The sequence below is a fragment of the Mycobacterium sp. D16Q16 genome (assembly GCF_002013745.1).
Taxonomy (GTDB): Bacteria; Actinomycetota; Actinomycetes; order Mycobacteriales; family Mycobacteriaceae; genus Mycobacterium.
The window spans coordinates 313,655-337,854 of sequence record NZ_MAEY01000001.1 but is presented as its reverse complement, the minus strand read 5'-3'; the positions used below and the strand labels follow the sequence as shown (position 1 = coordinate 337,854).

Below are 24,200 nucleotides of genomic sequence, written 5' to 3'. Positions count from 1 at the left end.
CTCCACCACCAGATAACTTGTGTGTTAATCACACGAAAGAGTTACGGCGGCCACAGCGAGAGGGAAACGCCCGGTCCCATCCCGAACCCGGAAGCTAAGCCTCTCAGCGCCGATGGTACTGTTCTTAACACGGAACGGAAGAGTAGGACACCGCCGAACATAAATTGGAAATACCCCCCAGGAAACTGGGGGGTATTTTCATATTCTGGCTGCTAGATTTCTGAAATAGCGAGACGGTAGAGATAGGAATCCTGTGCAGGCATTCAAGGGGCGCTTCAAGCTGAAGCCGGCTGCCACGACCGTGGGTGCAGTGATACTGGTGTTGGTCATCTACGTGGGTTTTCTCCTCATCTATCGCCTGCTGGATCATCATTCCGGCCCGCCGTCGGCCGATCTGGACCTGTCCCGGGACAACGAGACTGTTGTGGTCATCGACCTCCAGGACCTGCGCACGGTAAACAACCGGCTGGACGCCGAGGTAGTGGTGTTACCGGCGAAGACAACACTTGATGCCTTCGGGCTGTTGAACGCGGACATGTCCGTGCGGTTAGTGTCCTCCCTGGATTATGGGGAGCGACATTTTCCGCGGGGCACCGTCCCTGCCGCGATGGACGACACTTTGGTCGCAACGGGTGACGCTCAGTCATGGCCGTTCGACGAGTACTCCACCGGCAATTTGCGCGCAGAAGTCATGGTGGGTAATGGCGAAGGTCGGCGTCCGGTACCGGCGCGCATCGAAGTGATCGGCAGCCTGGGCGGATGGCGGGTGTCGACGGATACGTCGCCGGCACCGGCTGGCAAGGGCGATCAGACCACGGTCACGCTCGTACGGGCGCGCGGCACCCTGGCATTCGATGTGGGCATCTGCCTGGTGTTGATCACACTTCCGACGATGGCCCTGATCGTGGCGATCGAGACGGTGAAGGGTAGGAAGAAGTTCCACCCACCGCTGACGACCTGGTTCGGAACGATGTTGTTCGCGATCGTCCCGCTGCGCAATATCCTGCCCGGTGCGCCGCCGCCGGGAGCCTGGATAGACCAGGCATTGGTGCTGTGGGTGCTTATCGCACTTGTGGTGGCGATGGTGCTGTATGTCGAAGCCTGGTGGAAGCAGTCCGACTAGATTTGGGCCGCGGCCGCAGCCGCGTCAGGCCACAGGTACGGCAAGTTCGGTGGGCTCGATCCGGCCACGCAGCGTCACGGTATCGCCAGAGCGCCAGTGCAGGGCCTCGCGATGGTGTGCACGCAACACGGTATCGAGCGAGGCCACTAAGCGTCCGGGCACTGTTTTGGAGAGCTCGCAGAGCCGAGCCGCTTCGTTGACTGGATCGCCGATCACGGTGTATTCGAAGCGGTCGTGGGCTCCGACGTTTCCGGCCACCGCCTGCCCCGAGGCGACGCCGATGCCGGCCTGGCATTCGGGTACCTCGGTCCGAAGCCGCCGGGCGATGGCCCGGGCGGCAGCGAGTGCCTGGCTTTCGGGACGGTCCTGCCGGACCGGCGCTCCGAAGACCGCGAGGGTGGCGTCGCCTTCGAATTTATTGACCATGCCCTCGTATCGGTCGATTTCTTCGACCACGACGGTGAAGAATCGGTTCAGCAGCGCGACCACCTCGATGGCGGGCCGGGTGGCTGCCAGCTGGGTCGACCCGACAATATCGGCGAAAAGCACAGCGACGTGGCGTTCCTCACCGCCGAGCGCAGGTTGTTGCAGTTCGGCGGCCGCGGCGACTTCTCGGCCGACATGCTTGCCGAAGAGGTCCCGGACCCGCTCGCGTTCACGCAGGCCCTCCGCCATGGTGTTGAAGCCCGCCTGCAGCTCGCCCAGCTCGGTGCCGTCATAGACGACGAGGTTGACGTCCAGATCGTTCTGTTCGACGCGCTTGAGCGCGGCCTGCACCTCTTTGACGGGCGCGGCCGTCATCCAGGATGCGATCCAGATGAGGATCAGACCAAATACCACCGGGAATGACGCGAGGATGATGACGGCCACGGCGAGCTGGTTGACCGTGAAGTTGCCAAAGATCAGCGCTCCGACTCCAGCGAGCATGATGCCGACAGCGGGTACCCCAGATCCCAAGAGCCAGGCCAGCATCGTGCGCACCATGATTCCCGAGGCGAGCCGCCTTCGGCGATACCCCGCTTCGAGTGCTCGTGCGGCGACGGGTCGCATCGCGAACTCGGTGAACAGGTAGTTCGCCGCGCAGACCACCACACCGCTGAACCCCACCGCGAAGAAGATCTTGGGGATGTAGAGCGGATCCTGCAGCCCGTAGAGCGTGGTGAACAAGGCGGTCCCGCCAGCCCACAGAATCGCCTCGACGACGGTCAGTCGCCGGGGGACCGCGAACGCGTTGCGCTGGTCCTCCTTGGTGGGCTCGCGTTCTTCGATGGCCCACCGCACCACCTTGAAGATCCGGCGGGTACCCCACACTGCGCCGATGAGCACCGCGAGCGTCACGTACACCGGAACGACCACGAATTGGATCCACCAGGGTGCGTCGAAGACGTTGGGATCGGGCACCGCGACGAGCACCAACAGGATGACGACGGCGACACCAATCAGGTTGGCGGCCACCACGAACACGGTCAGCATCAGCTGGATCCGGATGCGCTGGACGAGCGTGCTCTCGTCATAGCGGCCCAGCAGCCACGAGCCGTACCCGTCGCCGGCCTCGAGTCGGCCGGTCTGCCCGGTGATCGCGGCCAGGGCACGGCCCACTCGCAGCGACACTGCGCGAATCGACTCGTTTGCCATAGTTGTGGTCAGCCTAACGCCCTATACAGTGAGCCGGTGCGTCTCGTCGTAGCTCAATGCACGGTTGACTATGTCGGCCGGTTGACCGCCCACCTGCCATCTGCCAAGAGGCTCTTGCTGATCAAGGCCGACGGCTCGGTGAGCGTGCATGCCGATGACCGGGCCTACAAGCCGCTCAACTGGATGAGCCCGCCATGCTGGCTCACCGAAACCGAGGGTGAGGGCTCGGAGGAGAGCGGAGCGCCGACCGTATGGATCGTGGAGAACAAGGCCGCCGAGCAGCTGCGGATCACCATCGAGAACATCGAGCATGACTCGGCACATGAGCTCGGCGTCGACCCCGGACTGGTCAAGGACGGTGTGGAGGCGCACCTGCAGGAGTTGCTCGCCGAGCATGTTGCGCTACTCGGCGAGGGATACACACTGGTGCGTCGCGAATACATGACTCCCATCGGGCCGGTGGACCTCCTGTGCCGGGACGCCGACGGTGCGACGGTCGCGGTGGAGATCAAGCGCCGCGGCGAGATCGATGGTGTTGAGCAGCTGACCCGCTACCTCGAACTGCTCAACCGTGACACCACGCTGGCGCCGGTTGCCGGTGTCTTCGCGGCGCAACAGATCAAGCCGCAGGCTCGCACTCTTGCCGAGGATCGAGGAATCCGTTGCCTCACACTGGATTACGAGGCCATGCGGGGAATGGACTCAGACGAATTCCGTTTGTTCTGAAATTGCACCGCGGCTCATAGAATCACCGCATGGGCCGCCGACATCCGCCGCGCCGCGCCGCCGCCGATCGTGCCGTTGCGTTGCCGCTCGGCGGGCATCAGGTGGAACAGGGGACCGACGGTCTGGATTACCAGGTGCGGCGCATCTCCGCAGCGCGCGCGATCAAGGTATATCGCTGCCCCGGGTGTGATCACGAGATCGCGGTGGGGGTAGCGCATGTGGTGGCCTGGCCTGCCTCGGAGGGGCAAGACAGGGGAGCCGAAGACCGCCGCCACTGGCATACGCCCTGCTGGAGCAACCGCGCGAATCGAAGCCCGACGCGGCGTTGGAGCTAGTGCGACTGCGTCGGCTGGACGAGCTCGATGAGTACGCCGCCGGTGTCCTTGGGATGCAGGAAGTTGATGCGTGAGTTCGCGGTGCCGACGCGCGGCTCCTCGTAGAGCGCACGCACTCCTGCGGCACGCAGCTGATCGGTCAGCGCGTCGATATCGGTGACGCGATAGGCCAGCTGCTGCAGTCCCGGGCCCTTCTTGTCCAGAAACTTGGCGATGGGCGAGGACTCATCGAGCGGGGCCATCAGCTGAATCTGGGCGCTGCCGGGTTCTGCTCCGGGGAAAGACAGCATCGCCTCGCGGACGCCCTGGCTCTTGTTGATCTCCTCGTGCACCAGGATCATGCCCAGGTGCTCGTGGTACCACTCGATCGCGACGTCCAGGTCAGGCACCGCGATACCCACGTGGTCGATCGCGGTCACCAGGCCGGTCGATAGGATCGAGGGAACATCAAGCGGAGACGATGTCGTCATAACGCAACGGTAACGCGTTCCAGAAAACGGCGTCCACTCGAGCAGCATTAAGGAGACTCAATGACCACGTCCGTGATTGTTGCTGGAGCGCGTACACCCGTTGGCCGCTTCCAGGGATCTCTGAAGGACTTCTCGGGCGCTCAGCTGGGTGGCATCGCCATCAAGGGCGCCCTGGAGAAGGCCAAGGTGGCGCCGTCCGCGGTCGACTACGTGATCATGGGCCAGGTTCTCACCGCTGGTGCCGGCCAGATTCCGGCGCGCCAGGCGGCGGTTGCCGGCGGAATTGGTATGGACGTCCCGGCGCTCACCATCAACAAGGTGTGCCTTTCCGGTGTCGATGCCATCGCCCTGGCTGACCAGCTGATTCGGGCCGGTGAGTTCGAGGTCGTCGTCGCCGGTGGACAGGAGTCCATGACCAACGCCCCGCATCTGCTGCCCAAGAGCCGGTTCGGGTTCAAGTACGGCGACGTGACGCTTGTTGATCACATGGCCTTCGATGGTCTGCACGACGCCTTCACCGACCAGGCGATGGGCATCCTCACCGAACAGCGCAACGTCTCCGACAAGTTCACCCGCGAGGAGCAGGACGAGTTCGCGGCGCGTTCCCATCAGAATGCTGCCCGCGCCTGGAAGGACGGCGTCTTCGCCGACGAGGTGGTCTCGGTTCAGATCCCGCAGCGCAAGGGTGATCCGATCGAGTTCGCCGAGGACGAGGGCATCCGTGCCGACACCACTGCCGCGTCACTGGCCGGCCTGCGTCCGGCGTTCAGCAAGGACGGCACCATCACCGCGGGGTCGTCCTCGCCGATCTCCGATGGTGCCTGTGCGGTCGTGGTGATGAGCAAGGAGCGCGCGGAGCGCGAGGGGCTGGAGTGGATCGCCGAGATCGGCGCACACGGTGTTGTCGCCGGCCCCGATTCCAGCTTGCAGCTGCAGCCGGCCAACGCCATTCGGAAGGCCTGTGAGCGGGAAGGGATTTCCCCCGATCAGCTCGACCTGGTCGAGATCAATGAGGCCTTCGCGCTGGTGGGCTTGGCCTCGATCAAGGACCTGGGAATCGATCCGGCCAAGGTCAACGTCAACGGCGGCGCGATCGCTATCGGGCACCCCATCGGGATGTCCGGTGCCCGGATCACCCTGCATCTGGCGCAGGAGCTCAAGCGCCGCGGCGGTGGAATCGGTGTGGCCGCACTGTGCGGCGGCGGCGGTCAGGGTGACGCCTTGATCGTGCGGGTGTGATTTACGACGCGCTGTAGTAGGTCCGCTGAGGTGTCGGGCACCGCATCGGGCAGACTGAGGGCATGACACAGCTTTTCGACCTGCGCAGCACCGCCAGCAGGTTCCGCGCCATCGCGTTGCTTGAGGCCGTCAGCTGGGCGGGTCTGCTCACCGGGATGTTCTTCAAGTACGTGCCGGATCCGGGCAATGAAATCGGCGTGAAGGTCTTCGGCTGGATCCACGGCGTCGTCTTCATCGCGTACTTAGTGGTGGGGTTCCTGGCCGGGCGCGAGTACCGCTGGAACCCGCTCACCTGGTTGCTCGCACTGTTAGCTGGGGTTGCCCCATTGTGCAGTGTGATCTTTGTCATATGGGCTGATAGGGCGGGTAAGTTGCCCGTCGCGGGGGCGGCGCCGACAGGTGACGCAGCACCGTAGTGCGGAAGCCGCGAGCCGTGACAGACTGGAGAGCGTGACCCGACCACGTCCCGCGATGGCTGCGGCCATGTCCGGAGCTGTCGACCTTTCCGCCCTCAAGCAGCGCGCGCAGGAGTCCGCAGTACCCCGCGAGCCCTCGGCCGGGGGTGAATGGACCGTCGAGGTAACCGAGGCGAATCTCGAAGCCGAGGTGCTGGCGCAGTCCAATCGCGTGCCGGTCATCGTGCTTCTGGGATCGCCGCGCAGCGAGGCCTCCGCGGCGCTCGCCGCCACACTGGGCGACCTGGTCGCAGAGGACAACGGCACGTGGACCCTCGCCAGGGTCAATGTCGACACCAGCCCGCAGATCGCGCAGGCCTTTGGCGTGCAGGCTGTGCCCACCGTGGTGGCAGTGGCGGCGGGGCGGCCCCTCACCAGCTTCGCGGGACCGCAACCGGCCGATCAGCTGCGGCGTTGGCTGGACTCGATTATTGACGCCGTCGCCGGCAAGCTGCCCGATGCCGCTGGGCCGGAGGGTGGGGACGTCGACGAGCCCGAAGACAACACGGACCCGGCGCTCGCGGCCGCGCGTGATGCTTTGGACTCCGGAGATTTCGAGGCGGCCAGCGCCGCCTATCAAGCCCTGCTGGACGGCGGCGCCACCGGTGCGGTGGCGGCCGAGGCGGCCGCGTCGGTGCGCCAGATCGAGTTCCTGATCCGTGCGACGACCCAGCCTCAAGATGCGGTGGCCGTCGCCGATGCCGCGCCCGGCGATATCGCGGCGGGGTTAGCCGCCGCGGATGTGGAAGTGCTTTCGCAGCAGCCAGATTCGGCCTTCGACCGGTTGGTCGCGCTTGTTCGTGCGACATCCGATGATGATCGGGCCACGGTGCGCGCCCGCCTGCTCGAGCTGTTCGAGTTGTTTGACCCCGCCGATCCTGCGGTGGTCGCCGGGCGGCGCAAGCTCGCTAACGCCCTGTTCTAGCTCAGTGTTGACGGGCCCCCGTAACTACGGGAAGCGCTTGGCGCAGGTCTGGTCATTGCCCAGTACGCCTATCCGATAGGCGTCGATACGGGAGAATCCAGCCGGCGCCGTCTGGCCCTTCACGTCACTGGAAGCTCTACCGCTGGAAAGCAATTCGGAGACGGCCTCGTCGAGGTCGCCGCCGGAGAGGATGACCGGCGCGCGGGGAGTCACGATGCCCCTGCCCGCGGCGCGCGAGGTGAAATATCCCGTCAGGCATGCGGTGCGCAGCCCCGTCATGATGCCTTCGGTTTCCAGCCCCGCGGCCTTCTGCGCCGCCAGCGCATAGCGCGAGACGATCACACTGAACGCCGAATAGTCGCCGTTCACTTGCGCGGAGAACAGCGCCCGGTCCGATGACGGGGTGGCCATCTTCTGCAGGGCCTTCGGGTCCAGGGCAATCGTGTTGTCCTTGGGGCAGAACGAAGCCGGTGCGGTACCCGAACCGTCCGGGCATTTCCCGTCGCCATAAACCGTCTTGGGCGGATTGTCCATGGGGAACACCTGCGAAGCCGCGGCGAGCACCGCGTCGATGGTGTCCGGGTTGATCGGCCAGTTGTCGCCGTTCGGACCCACGCCCAGCCCCTTAGGCAGTTCACCGCGGCGCTTGAGAATCTCTTGGGAATCGATGCGCTTGCATGCCATCGGGCCGTCGGTGAAACCGAACTGGAAAGCCGACACCCGTTCGAATGCCGAGCCGTGGATGGCCCACTTCTTGCTGGTGTCGTTGTCGCGGATCGCGATCATCGCGGCCGTTACCTTGTTGAGCCCGTCGGCGGTGTTCAGGGTGAACCGCGGCGAATCGCCCTGAGTGACCCAGCGCAAGTAGGCCCCGGCGAAGCAGTCGGCCTGCTGCTCCTGATTCAGGTCCATGAGGTACTCGACTTGGTCCTTGCTCATCTTCGGATCGTCGATCGGCTTGATGAGCTGGGCATGGAACTGGATCGAGTGTCCGTACTCGTGGGCCATGACGGTGTTCATGGCCATATCGCCCATTTGCTTGCGCAGGTAGGGGAACAGCTGACCGCGATCCCAGGCGAATGAGTTGTCCAGTGGGCAGAACGCGGCGTTGATGAAGTCGGTCAGGTTGCCCCCGCAGAACTCGAGGTCGCGGTTGTTCTTGCGCGAGTCGGCAGAGATGAGGCGGGACACGGGCCGGAAGTTCGCGAACGAATCGCCGTAGAACTGCGTCCAGAAGTCCTCGATGTCCGCCAGGGACACCTTGACGTAATCATCGATCTCGCCGTTGTCGGTGTTCTCGATCTTGCGCTTGGGGACCTGCACTCCGGGTTTCATGCCGGAGGGGCCATCGACCGCGGGCATGCCCGCCACACGCAGCGGATCCGCGTAGATGGATTGAGGTTGCCCACCGAGCGGACGGCCACACGATGTGATCACCAGCACCAGCCCCACCAGCAGTGCCATCCAGCGTTTGGACATCGAGCCCCCCTCGTACGCGAGTTTGCGTTTAGCGCATCCTAATGTTGTCTACAGGTCCTCTGAGACGGGTTCCAGCCAGATCGCGGCGGCGGGCGGCAGTGCCAGCGTGGCCGAGGCCGGGCGGCCGTGCCACGGGTTCGCCGCGGCGATCACCTCGCCCAGATTCCCGACCCCGCTGCCGTGGTACTGCAGTGCGTCGGTGTTGATGACCTCACGCCAGCGACCGGTCAGCGGCAACCCTACCCGGTAGCTGCTGTGCTCTACGCCCGCGAAATTGAAGATGCATGCCAGCACCGAACCGTCATCACCGAAGCGCAGGAAGCTCAGCACGTTGTTCGCCGAATCGTTGGCATCGATCCACGAATAGCCTTGGGGTGCGGTGTCTTGGGACCACAGCGCGCGGCGCTGTCGGTATGCGGAATTCAGATCTGCCGTCAGCGCCGCGATTCCCGACGAATACCCGTCTTCGCCCAGCTGGAACCAGTCGACACCGCGTTCATCGGACCATTCGGCCCGCTGACCGAACTCCTGCCCCATGAACAGCAACTGCTTTCCGGGATGTGCCCACATGTAGGCCAGCAGACAGCGCAGTCCGGCGGCCTTGGCGTGGTCGTCACCGGGGATGCGGGTCCACAGCGTCCCCTTGCCGTGCACCACCTCGTCATGGCTGATGGGCAGCACGAAGTTCTCGCTGAAGGCGTACAGCATCGAGAAGGTCATCTCGTGGTGATGGAAGCTGCGGTGAATGGGATCGCGCCCGAGGTAGCCCAGGGTGTCGTGCATCCACCCCATGTTCCATTTCATGGAAAAGCCAAGGCCGCCAAGGCTGGTAGCCCGGGTGACGCCCGGCCACGACGTGGATTCCTCGGCCACCGTGACAATTCCGGGATGCAGCTTGTGGACGGTGGCGTTCATCTCCTGAAGGAACTGCACCGCTTCGAGGTTTTCGCGGCCGCCGTGAATGTTGGGCGTCCAGCCGCCGACGGGCCGTGAATAGTCGAGGTAGAGCATCGATGCGACGGCGTCCACCCGCAGCCCGTCGATATGGAACTGATCGAGCCAGAACAGGGCATTGGCGACCAGGAAGTTGCGTACCTCCGGGCGCCCGAAGTCGAAAACATATGTGCCCCAGTCTAACTGCTCGCCACGGTGCGGGTCGGCATGCTCATACAGGGGTGTCCCGTCGAAACGCGCCAGCGCCCACGCGTCCTTGGGAAAGTGCGCGGGTACCCAGTCGACGATGACGCCGATTCCCGCCCGGTGCAGAGCATCGACCAGGTACCGAAAGTCGTCGGGCGTGCCGAATCGAGAGGTGGGAGCGTAGTACGAGGTCACCTGGTAGCCCCAGGATCCACCGAAGGGATGTTCGGCCACTGGGAGCAGCTCGACGTGAGTGAACCCTTGAGCCAGTATGTATTCGGTGAGCTCGTGGGCTAGTTGGCGGTAGGAGAGTCCGGGGCGCCACGATGCCAGATGCACCTCGTAGGTGCTCATCGGTTCGAACACGGGATTGCGGGTGCTGCGCCGGGACATCCATTCGCCATCCTCCCAGGAGTACGACGAGGTGGTGGCCCGCGAAGCGGTGGCCGGTGGCAGTTCGGTGGCGAACGCGAAGGGGTCGGCGCGATCGGTCACCGACCCGTCGGCGCCGTGCACGCGGAACTTATACAAGGCGCCGAGCGTCATGCCCGGCCAGAACAGTTCCCAGACTCCGGAGGATCCCAGGGTTCGCATGGGGGCGTCGTTGCCGTTCCACCCGTTGAAATCGCCGATCACCGAGACTCCGTGCGCGTTGGGTGCCCACACCGCAAAGGAGATGCCACTCACCTCGCCGTCCGCGGTGACGAATGAGCGCGGATGCGCGCCAAGGATTTCCCAGAGACGCTCGTGGCGCCCCTCGTTGAACAGGTGTAGGTCCACTTCGCCGAGCGTGGGCAGGAATCGATACGCGTCGGCGGTGATAAGCGACGTGCCGCCGTAGTCGACGCCGAGGCGGTAGTCGAGGAGATTCAGGAAGGGCAACGCCACCACGAATAATCCCGATCCGAGGTGGGTCATCGGGTGGAGTTCCTCGCCCACTACCGCGGCGACCGCGGTCGCGCCGGGCTTGAACGCTCGAATGACGGTGTGCCCCTTACCGCGCGGATTCGAATACTCGTGCGCCCCGAGGACCGAATGCGGGTTGTGATGGGTTCCGGCCACTAATCTGGCGATATCGGCGGCGTCGGGCTTCGCGAAGGTCGCGGGCATGGTCATGGTCGGAACACCAGGTGCGCTCGGGCCTGTTCACGAACGTGCGGCAGGTTGAGAATGTGGGCGACGGCTTTGGGCGGGTCGAGTCGCACGTAGTTGGCCTGTCCCCATCGATACTGCTCACCGGTGAGTTCGTCACGCACCCAGAAGGTTTCGTGCCAGTCCAGGCCCAGCGCGGGCAAGTCGAGCCAGATGGTGCCGTCCTCGGGGCCGAAGGGGTTGAGATTCACGATGACCAGGACGGCGTCGCCGGTTACCGGGTCGAACTTGGAATACGCCAGCAGAGCCTCGTTTTCCACGTGGTGGAAGGTGATGTTGCGCAGCTGATGCAGGGCGGGATGCAGTCGCCGGATCTCGTTGAGTCGAGTAATGAACGGCTCCAATGATTCGCCGCGCGTGACGGCGCCCTTGTAGTCGCGGGGGCGCAGCTGATACTTCTCCGAGTCCAGATATTCCTCGCTGTCCTCGCGCAGCGGAACATGTTCGTAAAGCTCGTATCCGGAGTACACGCCCCAGGTGGGGCTCAAGGTTCCGGCGAGGACGGCGCGGATGGCGAACATGCCCGGTCCGCCGTGTTGGAGGCTGGCATGCAAGATGTCGGGGGTGTTGACGAAGAGGTTCGGGCGCGCCACATCTGCCTGCGCGGCGATCTCTCTGCCGAAGTCGGCGATCTCGGATTTCGCGGTGCGCCAGGTGAAGTAGGTGTACGACTGGGTGAAGCCGAGCCGGGCCAGGCCGTAGAGCCGGGCTGGGCGGGTGAATGCCTCGGAAAGAAACAGGACATCGGGATCGGCCGCCTTGACCTCACCGATCAGCCACTGCCAGAAGTCGGGGGGCTTGGTGTGCGGATTATCCACCCGGAATATCTTGACGCCGTGGGCAATCCAGTACTGCACCACGCGCAGTACCTCGGTATATAGGCCCGCTGGATCGGTGTCAAAGTTCAGCGGATAGATATCCTGATACTTCTTCGGAGGATTTTCCGCATAGGCGATGGTGCCGTCGGGGAGCTCGGTGAACCACTCGGGATGCGCGTCCACCCAGGGATGATCTGGCGCGCATTGCAGCGCCAAGTCCAGTGCTACTTCCAGGCCCAGTTTGCGTGCCGTGGAGACGAATCGGTCGAAGTCTTTGACGGTTCCGAGCTCGGGGTGGATAGCGTCGTGGCCGCCTGCGGCGCTGCCGATGGCCCACGGTGAACCGACCTCACCGGGCTCGGCGACCGGATTATTGTTGCGGCCCTTACGGTTTATCTCACCGATCGGATGAATCGGCGGTAGATAGACCACATCGAATCCCATGGCGGCGACCCGTGCCAGATCCGCGGCCGCCGTCGCCAGAGTGCCATGCATGGCGCGTCCGTCCGGCCCCACTCCACCGGTGGAACGCGGGAACAGCTCGTACCAGGAGCCGTACAACGCGCGGGTGCGATCGACCCAGACGCCGTACTGGGTGCCGCGCGTGAGCAGGTCGCGCAGCGGGAACTCAGCGAGCAGCGCCTGCACCTCATCGGAGAGCGCGTGTTGGAACCGTGCTCCTGGATCGTCCTGGGTGCGCAGCGCTTCCGCCGAGTCCAGGAGGGGCTTGCGGCGCTTGCGCGGCACTCCGGCCGCCGCACGCTCGAACAGTCGCGCACCGATCTCCAGGTCGTTGGCCAATTCGGCGGCCCCCTGCCCGGCCTCCAGTTTGGCCTCGACGTTGTGGCGCCAGGTCGCGATCGGGTCACCCCATCCGTCGACCCGGAAGGTCCAGAGACCCTCCCGGTCCGGGACGAAGCTGGCGTGGAAACGATCGAGTGCGCCGCCCGGCCGCATCTGAACATGCAGCGGTTTGATGCGCGTCGCGCTTGTGTCCTTGTCGCGAGGGGCCGAGATGCGGCGCAGCGGGCCCTCCGCGAGCTGCGGATAGCTGGGGCCCAGACAGCGCACCACCAGGGTCGCGGCAACCGCCTCGTGACCTTCCCGCCATACGGTTGCCGCCACGGGCACGACCTCGCCCACGACTGCCTTGGCCGGATAGCGTCCACCCGAGATCGCGGGGGCGACATCGTCGATGCCTATGCGTCCGGTCACCACGTCCACCGTAGTAGACGGCCTATCTCGCCGCCGGACATGCGCTCAACCGAAATCTCAGTAAGGTTCTGAAGGGTGAAAGCCCTACGTCGATTCACGGTTCGCGCCCATCTTCCGGAGCGGTTGGCGGCGCTGGGTGAGTTATCGAACAACCTGCGCTGGTCGTGGCACCAGCCGACCCGCGATCTCTTCGCTGATATCGACCACCAACTGTGGGACCAGACCAACCATGATCCGGTCGCGGTGATGGGGTCGGTCCCGGCACAGCGGCTCGACGAACTGGCGGCCGACGACGGGTTTGTCGACAGGGTGGCCGCGCTGGCGGGTGATTTGCATGACTACCTGAACCGGCCGATGTGGTACCAGCGTCAGCTGGAGCGAACCGGCGACGACCCCGCCGAGACGTTCGACCTGCCCGCCGCAATCGCCTACTTCTCGATGGAGTTCGGCGTCTCTGAGGTGCTGCCGAACTACTCCGGCGGTCTGGGCATTCTGGCCGGCGATCACCTCAAGGCCGCCTCCGACCTGGGTCTGCCGCTCATCGCGGTCGGACTGCACTACCGGTCCGGATACTTCCGGCAGTCGCTGACCGCCGATGGCTGGCAGACCGAGCAGTATCCGTTGATCGACCCGGCCGGTCTGCCGCTGCGGCTGCTGGCGCATGAGGATGGCACCCCGATCTTGATCACGGTGCCGATGCCACAGGACAGAGTGCTCTCGGCACGGATCTGGGTTGCTCAGGTGGGCCGGATTCCGTTGTTGCTCTTGGACTCAGATATCGCCGAGAACGATCGGGAACTGCGTTATGTCACCGACCGGCTGTACGGCGGTGATCAGGACCACCGCATCAAGCAGGAGATTCTGGCCGGTATCGGCGGTGTGCGCGCCATTCGTGCGTACGTCGCCTCCGCCGGGGTGCCGGCTCCGGAGGTGTTCCACACCAATGAGGGCCATGCCGGGTTCCTGGGGCTGGAGCGCATCCGTGAGTACATCGGGCAGCACGGACTGGATGTCGAAACAGCCTTGACGGTGGTCCGGTCCAGCACCGTGTTCACCACGCACACACCGGTTCCCGCGGGCATCGACCGATTCCCCGTCGACTTGGTGCGCCGGTACTTCGGGGAGTCCGGTGATTCCACGCTGCTGCCCGGGGTACCGGTGGATCGCATCCTTGCCCTGGGCGCGGAGGACGATCCGTCCACGTTCAACATGGCCCATATGGGACTGCGCCTGGCACAGCGCGCCAACGGCGTATCGCTGTTGCACGGCCAGGTGAGCCGGTCGATGTTCAATGGATTGTGGCCGTCCTTCGATGCCGCGGAGGTCCCCATCGGGTCGATCACCAACGGCGTGCACGCGCCCACGTGGGCATCGCCGCAGTGGTTGGAGTTGGGGCAGCAGCTCGTCGGCGCCGAGGCGTTCAACGATGCCAGCGGATGGGAGCGCATTCACGAGGTGGATCCCGGGCACATCTGGTGGATCCGGTCGCAGCTGCGCGAGCAGCTGATCCAGGATGTGCGGCGGCGGATACGCGCATCGTGGCTGCAGCGAGGTGCTGCCGAGGCCGAATTGGGCTGGGTGGACAGCGCCTTCGACCCGGCTGTGTTGACCATCGGCTTCGCGCGTCGCGTCCCGACGTACAAGCGGCTCACCCTGATGCTGCGTGATCCGGAGCGATTGCGTGAGCTGCTCCTCGACGAGAAGCAGCCGGTGCAGCTGATCGTGGCAGGCAAGTCGCATCCCGCCGACGACGGTGGCAAGGGGCTCATCCAGCAGATCGTCAAATTCGCGGATCAGGCCGATGTGCGACACCGGATCACCTTCCTGCCCGATTACGACATGTCGATGGCCCGCTACCTGTACTTCGGCTGCGATGTGTGGCTGAACAACCCACTTCGTCCGCTGGAGGCATGCGGGACCTCCGGGATGAAGAGTGCGCTCAACGGCGGGCTCAACCTGTCCATCCGCGATGGCTGGTGGGACGAGTGGTACGACGGCGAAAACGGTTGGGAGATACCGACGGCCGACGGGGTCACCGACGAAGCCCGACGCGATGACCTGGAGGCCGCGGCGCTGTACGAGCTGCTGGCGCAGAAGGTCGCGCCCAAGTTCTACGAACGTGATGAACACGGCACACCGCAGCGCTGGGTAGAGATGGTTCGTCACACCCTGGAGAAGCTGGGTCCCAAGGTGTTGGCATCCAGAATGGTTCGTGACTACACCGTGGGCTACTACGCTCCCGCGGCAAAATCGCTGCGCGCCACCGTCGGTTCCGATTCTTCGTTTGCCCCGGCCAAGGAGCTGGCGCGTTATCGGGAGCGGGTGCAGCAGGTGTGGCCGTCGCTGGTCATCACCGACGTCGACAGTTCGGGACTGCCCGACACTCCGCTGCTGGGATCACCGTTGACGCTCACCGCGTCGGTTCAGCTGTCCGGGCTGGCCCCTTCGGAGGTCGCGGTGCAGGCCGTGATCGGTCGAGTTGACCTGGACGACAAGCTCTCTGACTCGGAGATCGTCCCGATGACGCACACGGGCAGCCGCGATGGAGGCGTGGAGACGTTCTCCGCCACGACCACGTTGCCGGTCTCTGGATCTGTGGGCTACACGGTGCGGGTGCTTCCGCACCATCCGCTATTGGCCGGCGACAGCGAGCTGGGCCTCTCGGTGCTGGCGGCCAGCGATCTGGAGCACTAGGAGCGGTCAGACGTAGCGCTTGAGGCAACGATCCGCCGATCCGGCCACTCCGTCGCGGAAGGCATCGATCCGGGAGAAGCCGGCCGGGATGGTGGTTCCGTTGACATCACTGGCCACGACGCCATTGGTCAGCAGCCCCGATACGGCCTCGTCAAGATCCCCGGCGGTGAGCACCATCGGGTTAGGTTTCTGGGTTGGCGTGATGGGTTTGGCCATTGCTGCCGAAGCGACACCGGTTAGGCAGGCGCTGCGTAGCGCGCTCTGCCCGTTGTCGAGCGGCAGGCCCCGTTGTTTCTCGATCGCCAGCGCATAACGGGAAATAACCATCGAATAGGCGGTGAAGTCGCCGGTTATCCGTCCCTGATCGTGGGTGGGCAGTGCCAGGTCGGCCAGTCGCGGCAGATCGAGAGCCACCGTGTTGGAGTCCGGGCAGTACACCGCAGCCGCGGATTGCCGGCGATGACCGGGCTCATCGCACGCGGCCCCCGATACCGACAGTCGCGGCGGTGCTGTGTTTCCCGCAGACGCGAACACCTCCCGGAGCACGCTCATCAGCGTGCGCAGGGTGTCGACGGTGACGGGCGTGTCTCCCGATTCGCCGGACGGCAGATTCTCGGGGAGCCCGCCGCGGCGCTTGGCGATCTCCGCCATGTCGATTCGGGTGCATTCGACCGCGCCGTCCATAAATCCGCGCTGGAAGGCCGACACCCGCTCGAATGCGGATCCATGCGCATCGAGGAGGGCGCCCGCCTCGACGGGATCGTCCCGGAAGGCGATGAGCGCCGCGATGACCTTGTTGAGACCATCTCCGGTGCTCAGCGTGAAGCGCGGTGAGCTGCCCTGGGCCACCCACCGCAGGTACGTTCCGGCGAGGCAATCGGCCATCTGCTCACCCACCAGCGTTTGGGTCCGAGAGTCAACCATCTCCGACTGGTGCGCGACGGCATGCCCGTATTCGTGGGCCAGCGTCATGGGTACCGCCATGGCGCCGAACATTCGCACCAGCCTGGGCAACAGCACGCCACGATCCCACCCAAGGCTGTTCTGGCTGATGCAGTACCCGGCATTGTCGAAGCCGGTCGTCGGGTTGCCACAGAAGTCCGCGCCACCGGGGCCCTGGCTGTTCCAGGACATCAATGATCCGACCGGATGAAACGTGGCCCAGAAGGTCTTGGGATAGGCCTCTTGCCAGAAGTCTTCGATGTCAGCGACGGCGCTTACCGCAAGCCGGTCCATCTCGCCGTCGTCGGTGCCGTGTACGGCCTTGTCGGCCGGTTTGGGATTGGAGCGTAACCCGGACGGACCGTCGACGGCAGGGAGTCCGGCGACTTGATATGCGTTGCCTAGCTGCGAAACCGGCGCGCCCTCAACGATATTGGCGCAGGCTGATAAGGCCAGGGCGGCAAGGGCGCAGCAGGCCAGGATTCGCTCCGGGGTGCGAAACCACCTGACCGGAATCGACATGGCCATCTCTCTGTCGGGGCTATCCCCGTGTGCGGGAGCCCTCTCCAGCATAAGTCGCGCTGTGCTTAGTCGTGAGCCGTTGTAGCGCCGCGGTGACCACCGACAAATCGTGTGTCGACCAGAACGGTGGCAATGATGCCCGGAGGAATCCGCCGTACCCGGCCGTCGCCATCCGTGAATCGAGCACCGCGACAACGCCTCTGTCCTGCGCGCTACGCAACAGGCGGCCGGTTCCCTGCGCCAGCAGCAGCGCTGCCTGGGTGCCCGCCACCGCCATGAACCCGTTGCCGCCGCGTGCGCTGATCGCTCGCTGCCGGGCCGCCCGGAGTGGATCGTCAGGGCGGGGGAAGGGGATTCGGTCGATGAGAACGAGCGACAACGAGGGGCCGGGTACGTCGACGCCCTGCCACAGCGACAGGGTGCCGAACAGTGAGGTTTCGGGCGCCGCACTGAATTGTTCGACCAGAACCGATGTCGCGTCGTCACCCTGGCACAGCACGGGGGTGTCGAGCCTGGAGCGCATCTCTTCGGACGCCTCCTTGGCGGCGCGCATCGAGGAAAACAGTCCTAGCGTGCGTCCCCCTGCCGCGCGGACCAGGGTCTCGATCTCATCAAGCGTCGCCGCGCCAAGTCCGTCACGTCCCGGGGCGGGAAGGTGCCGCGCGAGGTAAAGAATGGCGGACTTCTCATGCTGAAAAGGAGACCCGACATCGATGCCATGCCAGACGGTCTTGGTCTCGGTGCCAGAGTCTGTGCTGGGTTCGCGGGCGGGCAGGCCCCAGGATGCGGCCATGGTGTCGAACTTCCCCCCGAGAGCCAGGGTGGCCGAGGTGAGGATGACTGTGCGCTGTCCGAACAGCCGAGTGCGCAGCAGCCCCGCCACCGACAGCGGGGCAACCCGCAGAACTGGGCGCACCGAGCCCCGGTTGTCCTCATGATCGAGCCAGACCACGTTGGGGCGGGCCGTGATATCCGGTTCGCCCCAGCAGGCCAGCGCTAAGGAAGCGGCATCGACGATATCGTCCAGTGCGGCAACTGCTTCCGTACGTGCCGCGGCGGTGGCGGGGTCGGTGGACTGGCCTGTGGGGATCTCGGTGCGGGCCGCGGCAGCGGCGTCGCGCAGTGCGGTCAGATAGGTGACGGTTTCCTCGTCCGCGCGGTCGATGGTGCCGGGCTTGCTGTCGTGGATCAATGAGGAGAACGTTGCCGAGCTGGCCTCGAACCGGCTCGCTGTCTCGGGGGATACCAGTCGGCCGATACGCCGGATGGTGACGGTGAGGCCAACTGCCGAGAGTTCTTGGGTGGCAACGCTTGTTACCCGGTCGACGAGATCGTGCGCCTCGTCGACTATCACCGCGTCATGCTCGGGCAGGATGTTGATGTCGGCGATGGCATCGATGGCCAGCAGCGCATGATTGGTGACCACGACATCCGACTGTCCCGCGTCGAGCCGGGCCAGCTCGGCAAAGCACTCTGTGCCGAACGGGCACCGCGTAGCGCCGAGGCATTCGCGTGCCGACACGCTGACCTGTGACCACGAACGATCGGGCACGCCGGGCTTGAGCTCGTCGCGATCCCCGGTCTTGGTGGTATCCGCCCAGTCATTGAGCCGCTGTACGTCGCGTCCCAGCGCGCTGGCCGCGAAGGGTTCGAACAGCGTGTCGGGCGCTTCCTGGTCGGAAGCCGCTCCGTTATGCAATTTGTTGAGGCACAGGTAATTTCCCCGGCCTTTGAGAATCGCGAACGTTGGTTTTCGGGACAGCGAGGGGGTCAACGCCTCCGCTAACCGGGGCAGGTCGCGATCCACGAGTTGACGCTGCAGCGCGATGGTGGCCGTCGAGACCACGACCGGGGATGACTCCTCGATGGCGTGGGCGAGGGCAGGCACCAGGTACGCCAAGGACTTCCCGGTGCCGGTGCCGGCCTGGACCACGAGGTGCTCACCGCTGTGTAGGGAGTGTTCGACGGCGGTGGCCATCGTGAGCTGTCCGGCGCGTTCGGTTCCGCCAAGCGCTGTGACGGCGGTGGCAAGCAGACCTGTGGATGTGGATGCGCCGCTCGATTTCTCGTTCAGCGGATCACCTCGACGCCGGCGTCCCGGAGCTCATCCAGGGCGCGATTCACCGATTCTTCCTCAATGCCAACGGAATACTCGGAGAGCACACGAACACGAAGCCCCTGGCGAGCGGCGTCGCGGGCGGTGGCGGCCACGCAGTACTCGGTAGCGATACCCACCACGTCGACGCTGTCGAGATCCCGGGCCCGCAGCCAGGACCCCAGTGCGGTGCCCTCGGTGGAGATGCCCTCGAAGCCTGAATATGCGGCGGAGTAACCGCCTTTGGAGAACACCGCGTCGACAGGGCCAAGATCCAGGTCCGGATGGAAGTCGGCGCCGGGGGTACCGACCCTGCAGTGTGGCGGCCAGCTTGTCGCGAAGTCCGGTGTCGCGGAGAAGTGATCACCGGGGTCGATGTGAAAGTCGCGCGTCGCGACCACCGCGTCGTAGGCGCCGGACGCGGTGAGGTTGTTGATCGTCCGGGCGAGCGCGGCGCCACCGGGCACGGGCAACGAGCCTCCTTCGCAGAAGTCATTCTGCACGTCGACGACGATAAGTGCCCTGCCCATGGATCGACGGTACCCGGCCTGTGCTCAGTCGAAGATCGCCGACACCTGGCGGCCCATACGTGAGATGTAGTCGATGAGCTCGTCACGGCTGATGCCTAGATCTCCGCGCAGATAGTCGATGATGGCGCCCGAGGCCGCACCGACGAGCGATACCGACAGAAATCGGCGGCGTCCGGGATCGCCGACGTCCACCAGCGCTTTCTCCGCGAGCGAGGCGAACGCCATCGACCCCGCGAATCCGACGCTGCCGAGTGTCGGCTCGGTGAAAGGAGCCAACATCATGATGCGGCCATATTCGGGGTTGTCGACGGTCGCCCCGATGAAGGTCTCCACCGCGCGGGTTTCCAAATCGTCGCCATCGGCAGCGAATTCGGTGACGACACGCATCACGGATTCGAGGACGTCTTGGTACACGGCACGCACGAAGTCGTCTCGATCGCCGAACTCCTCGTAGAAGTTGCGTTCCGAGACACCGGAAGACCTGCATACGGTGCGGATGGTCAGCGCCGGGCCGTCGATGGCGCCGAGCGCCGCGATGCCCGCGTCGAGCAGCGCGCGTCGACGCGTCGCCCGACGCTCCTCGGGAGTGGTTCCCGCCCATTGCCTTCTGGCTGCCATGTGTCCTCCGGGCGAGAATTATCCCACCAGGCGGGTGGTAATCGCAGGATCCCCGTGGGAAAGGCCCAGTCCTTCCCACGGCAGGCTCAGCAATCCCGCGTGTACGCGGCCCCTGGCGTCGTCGAGTGAGTCGGTGGTGATGGGCGTGCCGCCACGCGCCAGTGGGGTGGTCAGCGTCCGGTGCGGCTCCTTCAGCGCAGGCTGGCCGCTGGCCGCGCGGTACACCACTTCCTCGGTAATGGTGCCGGTCGGCTTGGCGGTGCGCAGGGCGCATTTGTGACCGCCGTGGGATTCCTTATGACTGCTGCGTTTTGCCACAGGGATGCCGTCGATCTCGACGAGTTTGTAGACCATGCCGGCCGTGGGGAATCCCGAGCCGGTGACCACCGAGGTACCCACCCCGTAGATGTCGACGGGCTCGGCGCGCAGTGCCGCGATGGAGTACTCGTCGAGGTCTCCGGAGACCACAATGCGGGTTCGGTGCGCACCGAGGGCGTCGAGTTGTGCTCGAACCTGCCGGGCCAGCATGCCCAGATCTCCGGAGTCGATGCGCACCGCTCCGAGCTCGGGGCCCGCGACGGCGATCGCGTTCTCGACCCCGCGGGTGATGTCGTAGGTATCCACCAGCAAGGTGGTGGATACACCCAGCGCCTCCACCTGTGCGCGAAATGCCTCGCGTTCGGCCTCGCCGGGGCTCATGCCGTCCTTGGCGTGAAGCAGGGTGAACGCATGCGCGGCGGTGCCGCGAGCGGGCACGCCGTAACGGCGTTGCGCCTCCAGATTGGACGTGGATTCGAACCCGGCGAGATAGGCCGCCCGGGCGCAGGCCACCGCCGCCAGCTCGTGAGTGCGGCGCGATCCCATCTCGATGAGCGGACGGCCTCCGGCCGCCGACACCATTCGGGCGGCGGCAGAGGCGACGGCACTGTCGTGGTTCAGAATCGACAGCGCCAGGGTTTCGAGGATGACGCATTCAGCGAAGGTTCCCCGCACGGTCAGCACCGGGGAGCCCGGGAAGTAGAGCTCACCCTCCGGATAGCCGTCGATGTCGCCACCAAATCGATACCCGGCGAGGTACTGGAGTGCGTCATTGTCCAAAAAATCGGATAGTGACTTCAGTTCTTCGGATCCGAACCGGAACTCGGCAAGCGCTTCGAGTAATCGAGCGGTACCGGCGACCACGCCGTACCGGCGGCCGTCCGGCAACCGTCTGGCGAACACTTCGAACGTGGCTTGACGTCCCGCGGTGCCGTCGCGCAGTGCCGCGGCGAGCATGGTGAGCTCGTACTTGTCGGTGAGCAATGACGTGCGCGAGTGCGTCATGTGCGCCACGTTAGCGGGATACCGGGGTGCATGACCGGCTCCGACAGGCTTCGGGCCGACGGCGGAACTCCGAACTTCATGCTGACAGAGTTGGCGGTCCCGGTATTCTGGGGCCATGGGTGCGCCGGCGCGAGCCTTGCCAGGGACTACTGCGGAGAGGTCTGTCGAACATGTCGACCAGACCCAGTCGCCGTGGGTCACCATCGTCTGGGATGACCCGGTGAACCTGATGAACTATGTCGCCTATGTGTTCCAGCAGCTGTTCGGCTACAGCGAGAGCGAGGCCACCAACCTGATGCTTCAGGTTCACCATGAGGGTAAGGCTGTGGTGTCGTGCGGCGCTCGCGAGTCGATGGAGATCGATGTCAGCAAGCTGCACGCAGCCGGTCTGTGGGCCACTCTGCAGCAGGATCGCTGAGCCGCTGATCCGTGCGAAAGTGGAAGCGTGTCAACGCGTCTGATGGGACTCGGCTGCGTTCGGAAATGGAGCCGCACGAGGCAGCGCTCGTACAGTCGATGGTCACGTCGATGTTGGCGATGCTGGACGAGCGCGAATCGTCGGCGCCTAGTGACGAATTGGCGCAGCTGACCGGTATTCGGACGGGAAACTCCGAGGCCCCCACCGATGTCACCTTGGGGCGGCTGCTCCCGGACTTTCACCGTCCGGACCAGGACGGTACCAGCAGCATCGAGGCGGTCAGTGGACTCAACAGTGCGCTACGCAGCCTCTATGAGCCAGAGATCATCGATGCTAAACGCGAGGCGGGACAACGGTTGTTGCGCACGCTTCCTCCTGAGGGCGGACGGTTCGAGCTGACCGAGGACGACGCGCGCGCATGGCTTACCGCGCTGAATGACGTGCGATTGGCGCTGGGAGCGATGCTCGGGATCGACAGCGACGGCCCGCAGGAGCTGCCCGCCGACGATCCCATGGCCGGGCACATGGACATCTATCACTGGCTGACGGTGATGCAGGAGTTGCTGGTGCTCGCGTTGATGGGGAAATCGGCGGTATGAGTCAGTTCTCTGGGGCGATCACGGATGTCCCGGGAATACTCGTGGGGCATCACCAGCGATTGGACGCCGATGCCGCCCTTGGATCGGGCTGGGCCACCGGTACCACCGTGGTGCTGGCGCCACCGGGGACCACCGGCGCGGTCGATGTGCGTGGCGGGGCTCCGGGAACGCGTGAGTCCGATCTGCTCGATCCGGCCAATACGGTCTCGACGGTCGACGCCATTGTGCTCACCGGGGGAAGCGCCTACGGGTTAGCCGCCGCCGACGGAGTGATGCGCTGGCTGGAGGAACGAGGCAGGGGAGTGGCGCTGCCGGGCGGCACTGTTCCCATTGTCCCCGGCGCGGTCATCTTCGACCTGCCTGTGGGCGCCTGGAAAAATCGGCCCGACGCTGAATTCGGATATCGCGCAGCAGAAGATGCCCATGACGCGCCGAGTTGGGGTGCGGTGGGCGCCGGTGTCGGAGCCCGGGCCGGAACCCTCAAAGGGGGCGTCGGGTCGGCGAGTGCGGATCTGGGCAACGGGATTGTGGTGGGAGCTGTGATTGTCGCCAACCCTGTTGGGCTGGTTATTAATCCGTCGACAGGGCTGCCCTGGGACCCTGCGTGTGTGCCGGAACTGGGCGCGCCCCCGGCCAGCCAGATCGCAGCGCTGGCCGCGTTGCCCGACAAATCGGTGTCGTTGAACACGACGATCGGCGTGGTGGCGACCAACGCCCCGCTGACCAAGGCGCAATGTCGCCGAGTAGCGATCGCCGCCCATGACGGGTTGGCACGGGCGATCAGGCCCGCGCACACCCCGATGGACGGGGACACGTTGTACGTGCTTGCGACCGGGACTGGCGGGGGCGATGCCGTAGCTCTGACCGTCTCGGTGGGGATCGCCGCTGCCGACTGTGTCGAGCGGGCCGTCGTGCGCGCGGTGGTGGGCGCCGGGAGCGTCGCCGGAATACCCGCATATCGTGACGTGTTGCCAGGAGCGTTTTCGTAGTGCTCCGCCACGGCGCCAGAGGGAAGGGAAGGACTGTTGGTGCTTCGTATTCGTGCTGACCTGGTCGACGCCATGGTCAAGCATGCCCGTGCCGACCACCCCGATGAGGCCTGCGGCGTGCTGGCGGGTCCGGAGGGGTCCGATCGTCCCGAGCGCCACGTGGCCATGGTCAACGCCGAGCGGTCTCCGACTTTTTATCGCTTTGATTCCGGTGAGCAGCTTCGCGTTTGGCGCGAGATGGATGGCGCCGACGAGGTACCGGTGGTTGTCTATCACTCCCACACCGCGACCGAGGCGTACCCCAGCCGTACCGATATCAACTTGGCCGCGGAGCCCGATGCCCACTACGTCTTGGTGTCCACTCGCGATCCGGAGCAGCATGAGCTGCGCAGTTACCGGATTATCGACGGGGTGGTCACCGAAGAGGACATCACCATCGTTGAGCAGTACTAGAGAAAAGGAATGTCCACAGTGTCGATTGAAGTATCGATTCCCACGATCCTGCGTACTCACACCGGTGGCGAGAAGCGCGTCACCGCAACGGGTTCTACCTTGCAGGCGGTGATCACGGATCTGGAGTCCAACTATTCCGGGATCTCCGACCGACTCGTCGATCCCGCTTCTCCTGGCAAGTTGCACCGTTTCGTCAACATCTATGTCAACGACGAGGACGTGCGGTTCTCGGGTGGGCTGGACACCGTGATCGCCGATGGCGATTCGGTCACCATCCTGCCCGCCGTGGCCGGTGGCTAGCGGCG

Annotated in this window: 22 protein-coding genes and 1 rRNA gene; 13 read left to right on the top strand and 10 right to left on the bottom strand. The window is 65.0% G+C overall.

Annotated features, from left to right (window positions below; all coding sequences use genetic code 11):
* Positions 1-42: 42 nt before the first annotated feature.
* Together rrf and B4394_RS01590 are read left to right on the top strand one after the other, a co-directional pair.
* Positions 43-159, top strand: a 5S ribosomal RNA gene (gene rrf / locus B4394_RS01595).
* A gap of 94 nt (positions 160-253) precedes the next feature.
* Positions 254-1,123 (top strand): DUF4436 domain-containing protein, encoded by an 870-nt coding sequence (locus B4394_RS01590; RefSeq protein WP_078309369.1) that lies wholly within the window; start codon positions 254-256, stop codon positions 1,121-1,123.
* A gap of 24 nt (positions 1,124-1,147) precedes the next feature.
* On the opposite strand, the gene B4394_RS01585 is transcribed toward B4394_RS01590, so the two are convergent.
* On the bottom strand, positions 1,148-2,758 hold the full coding sequence (locus B4394_RS01585; protein WP_078309367.1) for an adenylate/guanylate cyclase domain-containing protein: 1,611 nt from the start codon (positions 2,756-2,758) through the stop codon (positions 1,148-1,150).
* A 36-nt stretch (positions 2,759-2,794) separates the two neighbouring features.
* Between B4394_RS01585 and nucS the strand changes: the two genes are divergently transcribed.
* The gene (gene nucS / locus B4394_RS01580; protein ID WP_078313941.1) at positions 2,795-3,484 is read left to right on the top strand and encodes an endonuclease NucS; all 690 of its coding nucleotides are present in this window, start codon (positions 2,795-2,797) and stop codon (positions 3,482-3,484) included.
* Positions 3,485-3,513: 29 nt separating this feature from the next.
* Complete coding sequence (locus tag B4394_RS01575) at positions 3,514-3,819, top strand: Rv1322 family protein (protein ID WP_078309363.1); 306 nt, start codon at positions 3,514-3,516, stop codon at positions 3,817-3,819.
* On the opposite strand, the gene mce is transcribed toward B4394_RS01575, so the two are convergent.
* Positions 3,816-4,289 carry a methylmalonyl-CoA epimerase gene (mce, locus tag B4394_RS01570; RefSeq protein WP_078309361.1) on the bottom strand — a complete coding sequence of 158 codons (474 nt, stop codon included), beginning with the start codon at positions 4,287-4,289 and terminating at the stop codon, positions 3,816-3,818. The two genes, B4394_RS01575 and mce, sit on opposite strands and share 4 nt — an antisense overlap.
* A 60-nt stretch (positions 4,290-4,349) precedes the next feature.
* Here mce and B4394_RS01565 point away from each other — a divergent pair, with 60 nt between their 5' ends.
* The 3 genes from B4394_RS01565 (at position 4,350) to B4394_RS01555 (ending at position 6,908) form a co-directional block, all read left to right on the top strand.
* Positions 4,350-5,528, top strand: a complete 1,179-nt coding sequence (locus tag B4394_RS01565) for an acetyl-CoA C-acetyltransferase (RefSeq protein WP_078313940.1) — start codon at positions 4,350-4,352, stop codon at positions 5,526-5,528.
* A 62-nt stretch (positions 5,529-5,590) separates the two neighbouring features.
* Positions 5,591-5,944 carry a DUF3817 domain-containing protein gene (locus tag B4394_RS01560; protein WP_078309357.1) on the top strand — a complete coding sequence of 118 codons (354 nt, stop codon included), beginning with the start codon at positions 5,591-5,593 and terminating at the stop codon, positions 5,942-5,944.
* Positions 5,945-5,978: 34 nt separating this feature from the next.
* Entirely contained in the window at positions 5,979-6,908 is a 930-nt protein-coding gene (locus tag B4394_RS01555) for a tetratricopeptide repeat protein (RefSeq protein ID WP_078309355.1), read from the top strand.
* Positions 6,909-6,932: 24 nt separating this feature from the next.
* Here B4394_RS01555 and B4394_RS01550 read toward each other — a convergent pair whose 3' ends face one another.
* The 3 genes from B4394_RS01550 to B4394_RS01540 are packed head-to-tail and all read right to left on the bottom strand — an operon-like array spanning position 6,933 to position 12,712.
* Positions 6,933-8,387, bottom strand: coding sequence for a neutral zinc metallopeptidase (locus tag B4394_RS01550; protein WP_078313939.1), 1,455 nt, complete (start codon positions 8,385-8,387; stop codon positions 6,933-6,935).
* Between the two features lie 48 nt (positions 8,388-8,435).
* Entirely contained in the window at positions 8,436-10,643 is a 2,208-nt protein-coding gene (gene glgB, locus B4394_RS01545) for a 1,4-alpha-glucan branching protein GlgB (protein WP_078313938.1), read from the bottom strand.
* Positions 10,640-12,712 (bottom strand): maltotransferase domain-containing protein, encoded by a 2,073-nt coding sequence (locus tag B4394_RS01540; RefSeq protein WP_078314213.1) that lies wholly within the window; start codon positions 12,710-12,712, stop codon positions 10,640-10,642. The genes glgB and B4394_RS01540 overlap by 4 nt, the downstream gene beginning before the upstream one ends.
* Positions 12,713-12,787: 75 nt before the next feature.
* Between B4394_RS01540 and glgP the strand changes: the two genes are divergently transcribed.
* Positions 12,788-15,406 carry an alpha-glucan family phosphorylase gene (gene glgP / locus B4394_RS01535; protein ID WP_078313937.1) on the top strand — a complete coding sequence of 873 codons (2,619 nt, stop codon included), beginning with the start codon at positions 12,788-12,790 and terminating at the stop codon, positions 15,404-15,406.
* 6 nt (positions 15,407-15,412) lie between these two features.
* On the opposite strand, the gene B4394_RS01530 is transcribed toward glgP, so the two are convergent.
* The 5 genes from B4394_RS01530 to B4394_RS01510 are packed head-to-tail and all read right to left on the bottom strand — an operon-like array spanning position 15,413 to position 21,436.
* A complete protein-coding gene (locus B4394_RS01530) occupies positions 15,413-16,870 on the bottom strand; it encodes a neutral zinc metallopeptidase (protein WP_078309457.1) in 1,458 nt (485 codons plus the stop codon).
* Between the two features lie 19 nt (positions 16,871-16,889).
* Positions 16,890-18,944, bottom strand: coding sequence for an ATP-dependent DNA helicase (locus B4394_RS01525; RefSeq protein WP_078309347.1), 2,055 nt, complete (start codon positions 18,942-18,944; stop codon positions 16,890-16,892).
* The gene (locus B4394_RS01520) at positions 18,941-19,495 is read right to left on the bottom strand and encodes an isochorismatase family protein (protein ID WP_078309345.1); all 555 of its coding nucleotides are present in this window, start codon (positions 19,493-19,495) and stop codon (positions 18,941-18,943) included. The genes B4394_RS01525 and B4394_RS01520 overlap by 4 nt, the downstream gene beginning before the upstream one ends.
* Positions 19,496-19,519: 24 nt before the next feature.
* The gene (locus tag B4394_RS01515; RefSeq protein ID WP_078313936.1) at positions 19,520-20,113 is read right to left on the bottom strand and encodes a TetR/AcrR family transcriptional regulator; all 594 of its coding nucleotides are present in this window, start codon (positions 20,111-20,113) and stop codon (positions 19,520-19,522) included.
* A gap of 18 nt (positions 20,114-20,131) precedes the next feature.
* Complete coding sequence (locus B4394_RS01510; protein ID WP_078309341.1) at positions 20,132-21,436, bottom strand: nicotinate phosphoribosyltransferase; 1,305 nt, start codon at positions 21,434-21,436, stop codon at positions 20,132-20,134.
* A gap of 115 nt (positions 21,437-21,551) precedes the next feature.
* On the opposite strand from B4394_RS01510, the gene clpS reads away from it, so the two are divergent.
* Genes clpS through B4394_RS01485 form a run of 5 tightly spaced genes read left to right on the top strand, consistent with a single transcriptional unit; the run spans position 21,552 to position 24,195 of the window.
* Positions 21,552-21,854 (top strand): ATP-dependent Clp protease adapter ClpS, encoded by a 303-nt coding sequence (gene clpS / locus B4394_RS01505; protein ID WP_078289020.1) that lies wholly within the window; start codon positions 21,552-21,554, stop codon positions 21,852-21,854.
* Between the two features lie 11 nt (positions 21,855-21,865).
* On the top strand, positions 21,866-22,453 hold the full coding sequence (aosR, locus tag B4394_RS01500) for an oxidative stress transcriptional regulator AosR (protein ID WP_078313935.1): 588 nt from the start codon (positions 21,866-21,868) through the stop codon (positions 22,451-22,453).
* Positions 22,450-23,442, top strand: coding sequence for a P1 family peptidase (locus B4394_RS01495; RefSeq protein ID WP_078309337.1), 993 nt, complete (start codon positions 22,450-22,452; stop codon positions 23,440-23,442). Before aosR ends, B4394_RS01495 begins: the two co-directional genes overlap by 4 nt.
* Positions 23,443-23,481: 39 nt before the next feature.
* On the top strand, positions 23,482-23,895 hold the full coding sequence (locus B4394_RS01490) for a M67 family metallopeptidase (RefSeq protein ID WP_078309334.1): 414 nt from the start codon (positions 23,482-23,484) through the stop codon (positions 23,893-23,895).
* A gap of 18 nt (positions 23,896-23,913) precedes the next feature.
* Complete coding sequence (locus B4394_RS01485; protein ID WP_078289084.1) at positions 23,914-24,195, top strand: MoaD/ThiS family protein; 282 nt, start codon at positions 23,914-23,916, stop codon at positions 24,193-24,195.
* Positions 24,196-24,200 lie beyond the last annotated feature (5 nt).

What these genes read in the sequence shown, in the direction of transcription:
- B4394_RS01585 (WP_078309367.1), bottom strand. Translation starts at nt 2,758, where the DNA reads ATGGCAAACGAGTCGATTCGCGCAGTGTCGCTGCGAGTGGGCCGTGCC.
- B4394_RS01575 (WP_078309363.1), top strand. Translation starts at nt 3,514, where the DNA reads ATGGGCCGCCGACATCCGCCGCGCCGCGCCGCCGCCGATCGTGCCGTT.
- mce (WP_078309361.1), bottom strand. Translation starts at nt 4,289, where the DNA reads ATGACGACATCGTCTCCGCTTGATGTTCCCTCGATCCTATCGACCGGC.
- B4394_RS01565 (WP_078313940.1), top strand. Translation starts at nt 4,350, where the DNA reads ATGACCACGTCCGTGATTGTTGCTGGAGCGCGTACACCCGTTGGCCGC.
- B4394_RS01560 (WP_078309357.1), top strand. Translation starts at nt 5,591, where the DNA reads ATGACACAGCTTTTCGACCTGCGCAGCACCGCCAGCAGGTTCCGCGCC.
- B4394_RS01550 (WP_078313939.1), bottom strand. Translation starts at nt 8,387, where the DNA reads ATGTCCAAACGCTGGATGGCACTGCTGGTGGGGCTGGTGCTGGTGATC.
- glgB (WP_078313938.1), bottom strand. Translation starts at nt 10,643, where the DNA reads ATGACCATGCCCGCGACCTTCGCGAAGCCCGACGCCGCCGATATCGCC.
- B4394_RS01530 (WP_078309457.1), bottom strand. Translation starts at nt 16,870, where the DNA reads ATGTCGATTCCGGTCAGGTGGTTTCGCACCCCGGAGCGAATCCTGGCC.
- B4394_RS01520 (WP_078309345.1), bottom strand. Translation starts at nt 19,495, where the DNA reads ATGGGCAGGGCACTTATCGTCGTCGACGTGCAGAATGACTTCTGCGAA.
- B4394_RS01515 (WP_078313936.1), bottom strand. Translation starts at nt 20,113, where the DNA reads ATGGCAGCCAGAAGGCAATGGGCGGGAACCACTCCCGAGGAGCGTCGG.
- B4394_RS01510 (WP_078309341.1), bottom strand. Translation starts at nt 21,436, where the DNA reads ATGACGCACTCGCGCACGTCATTGCTCACCGACAAGTACGAGCTCACC.
- clpS (WP_078289020.1), top strand. Translation starts at nt 21,552, where the DNA reads ATGGGTGCGCCGGCGCGAGCCTTGCCAGGGACTACTGCGGAGAGGTCT.
- B4394_RS01495 (WP_078309337.1), top strand. Translation starts at nt 22,450, where the DNA reads ATGAGTCAGTTCTCTGGGGCGATCACGGATGTCCCGGGAATACTCGTG.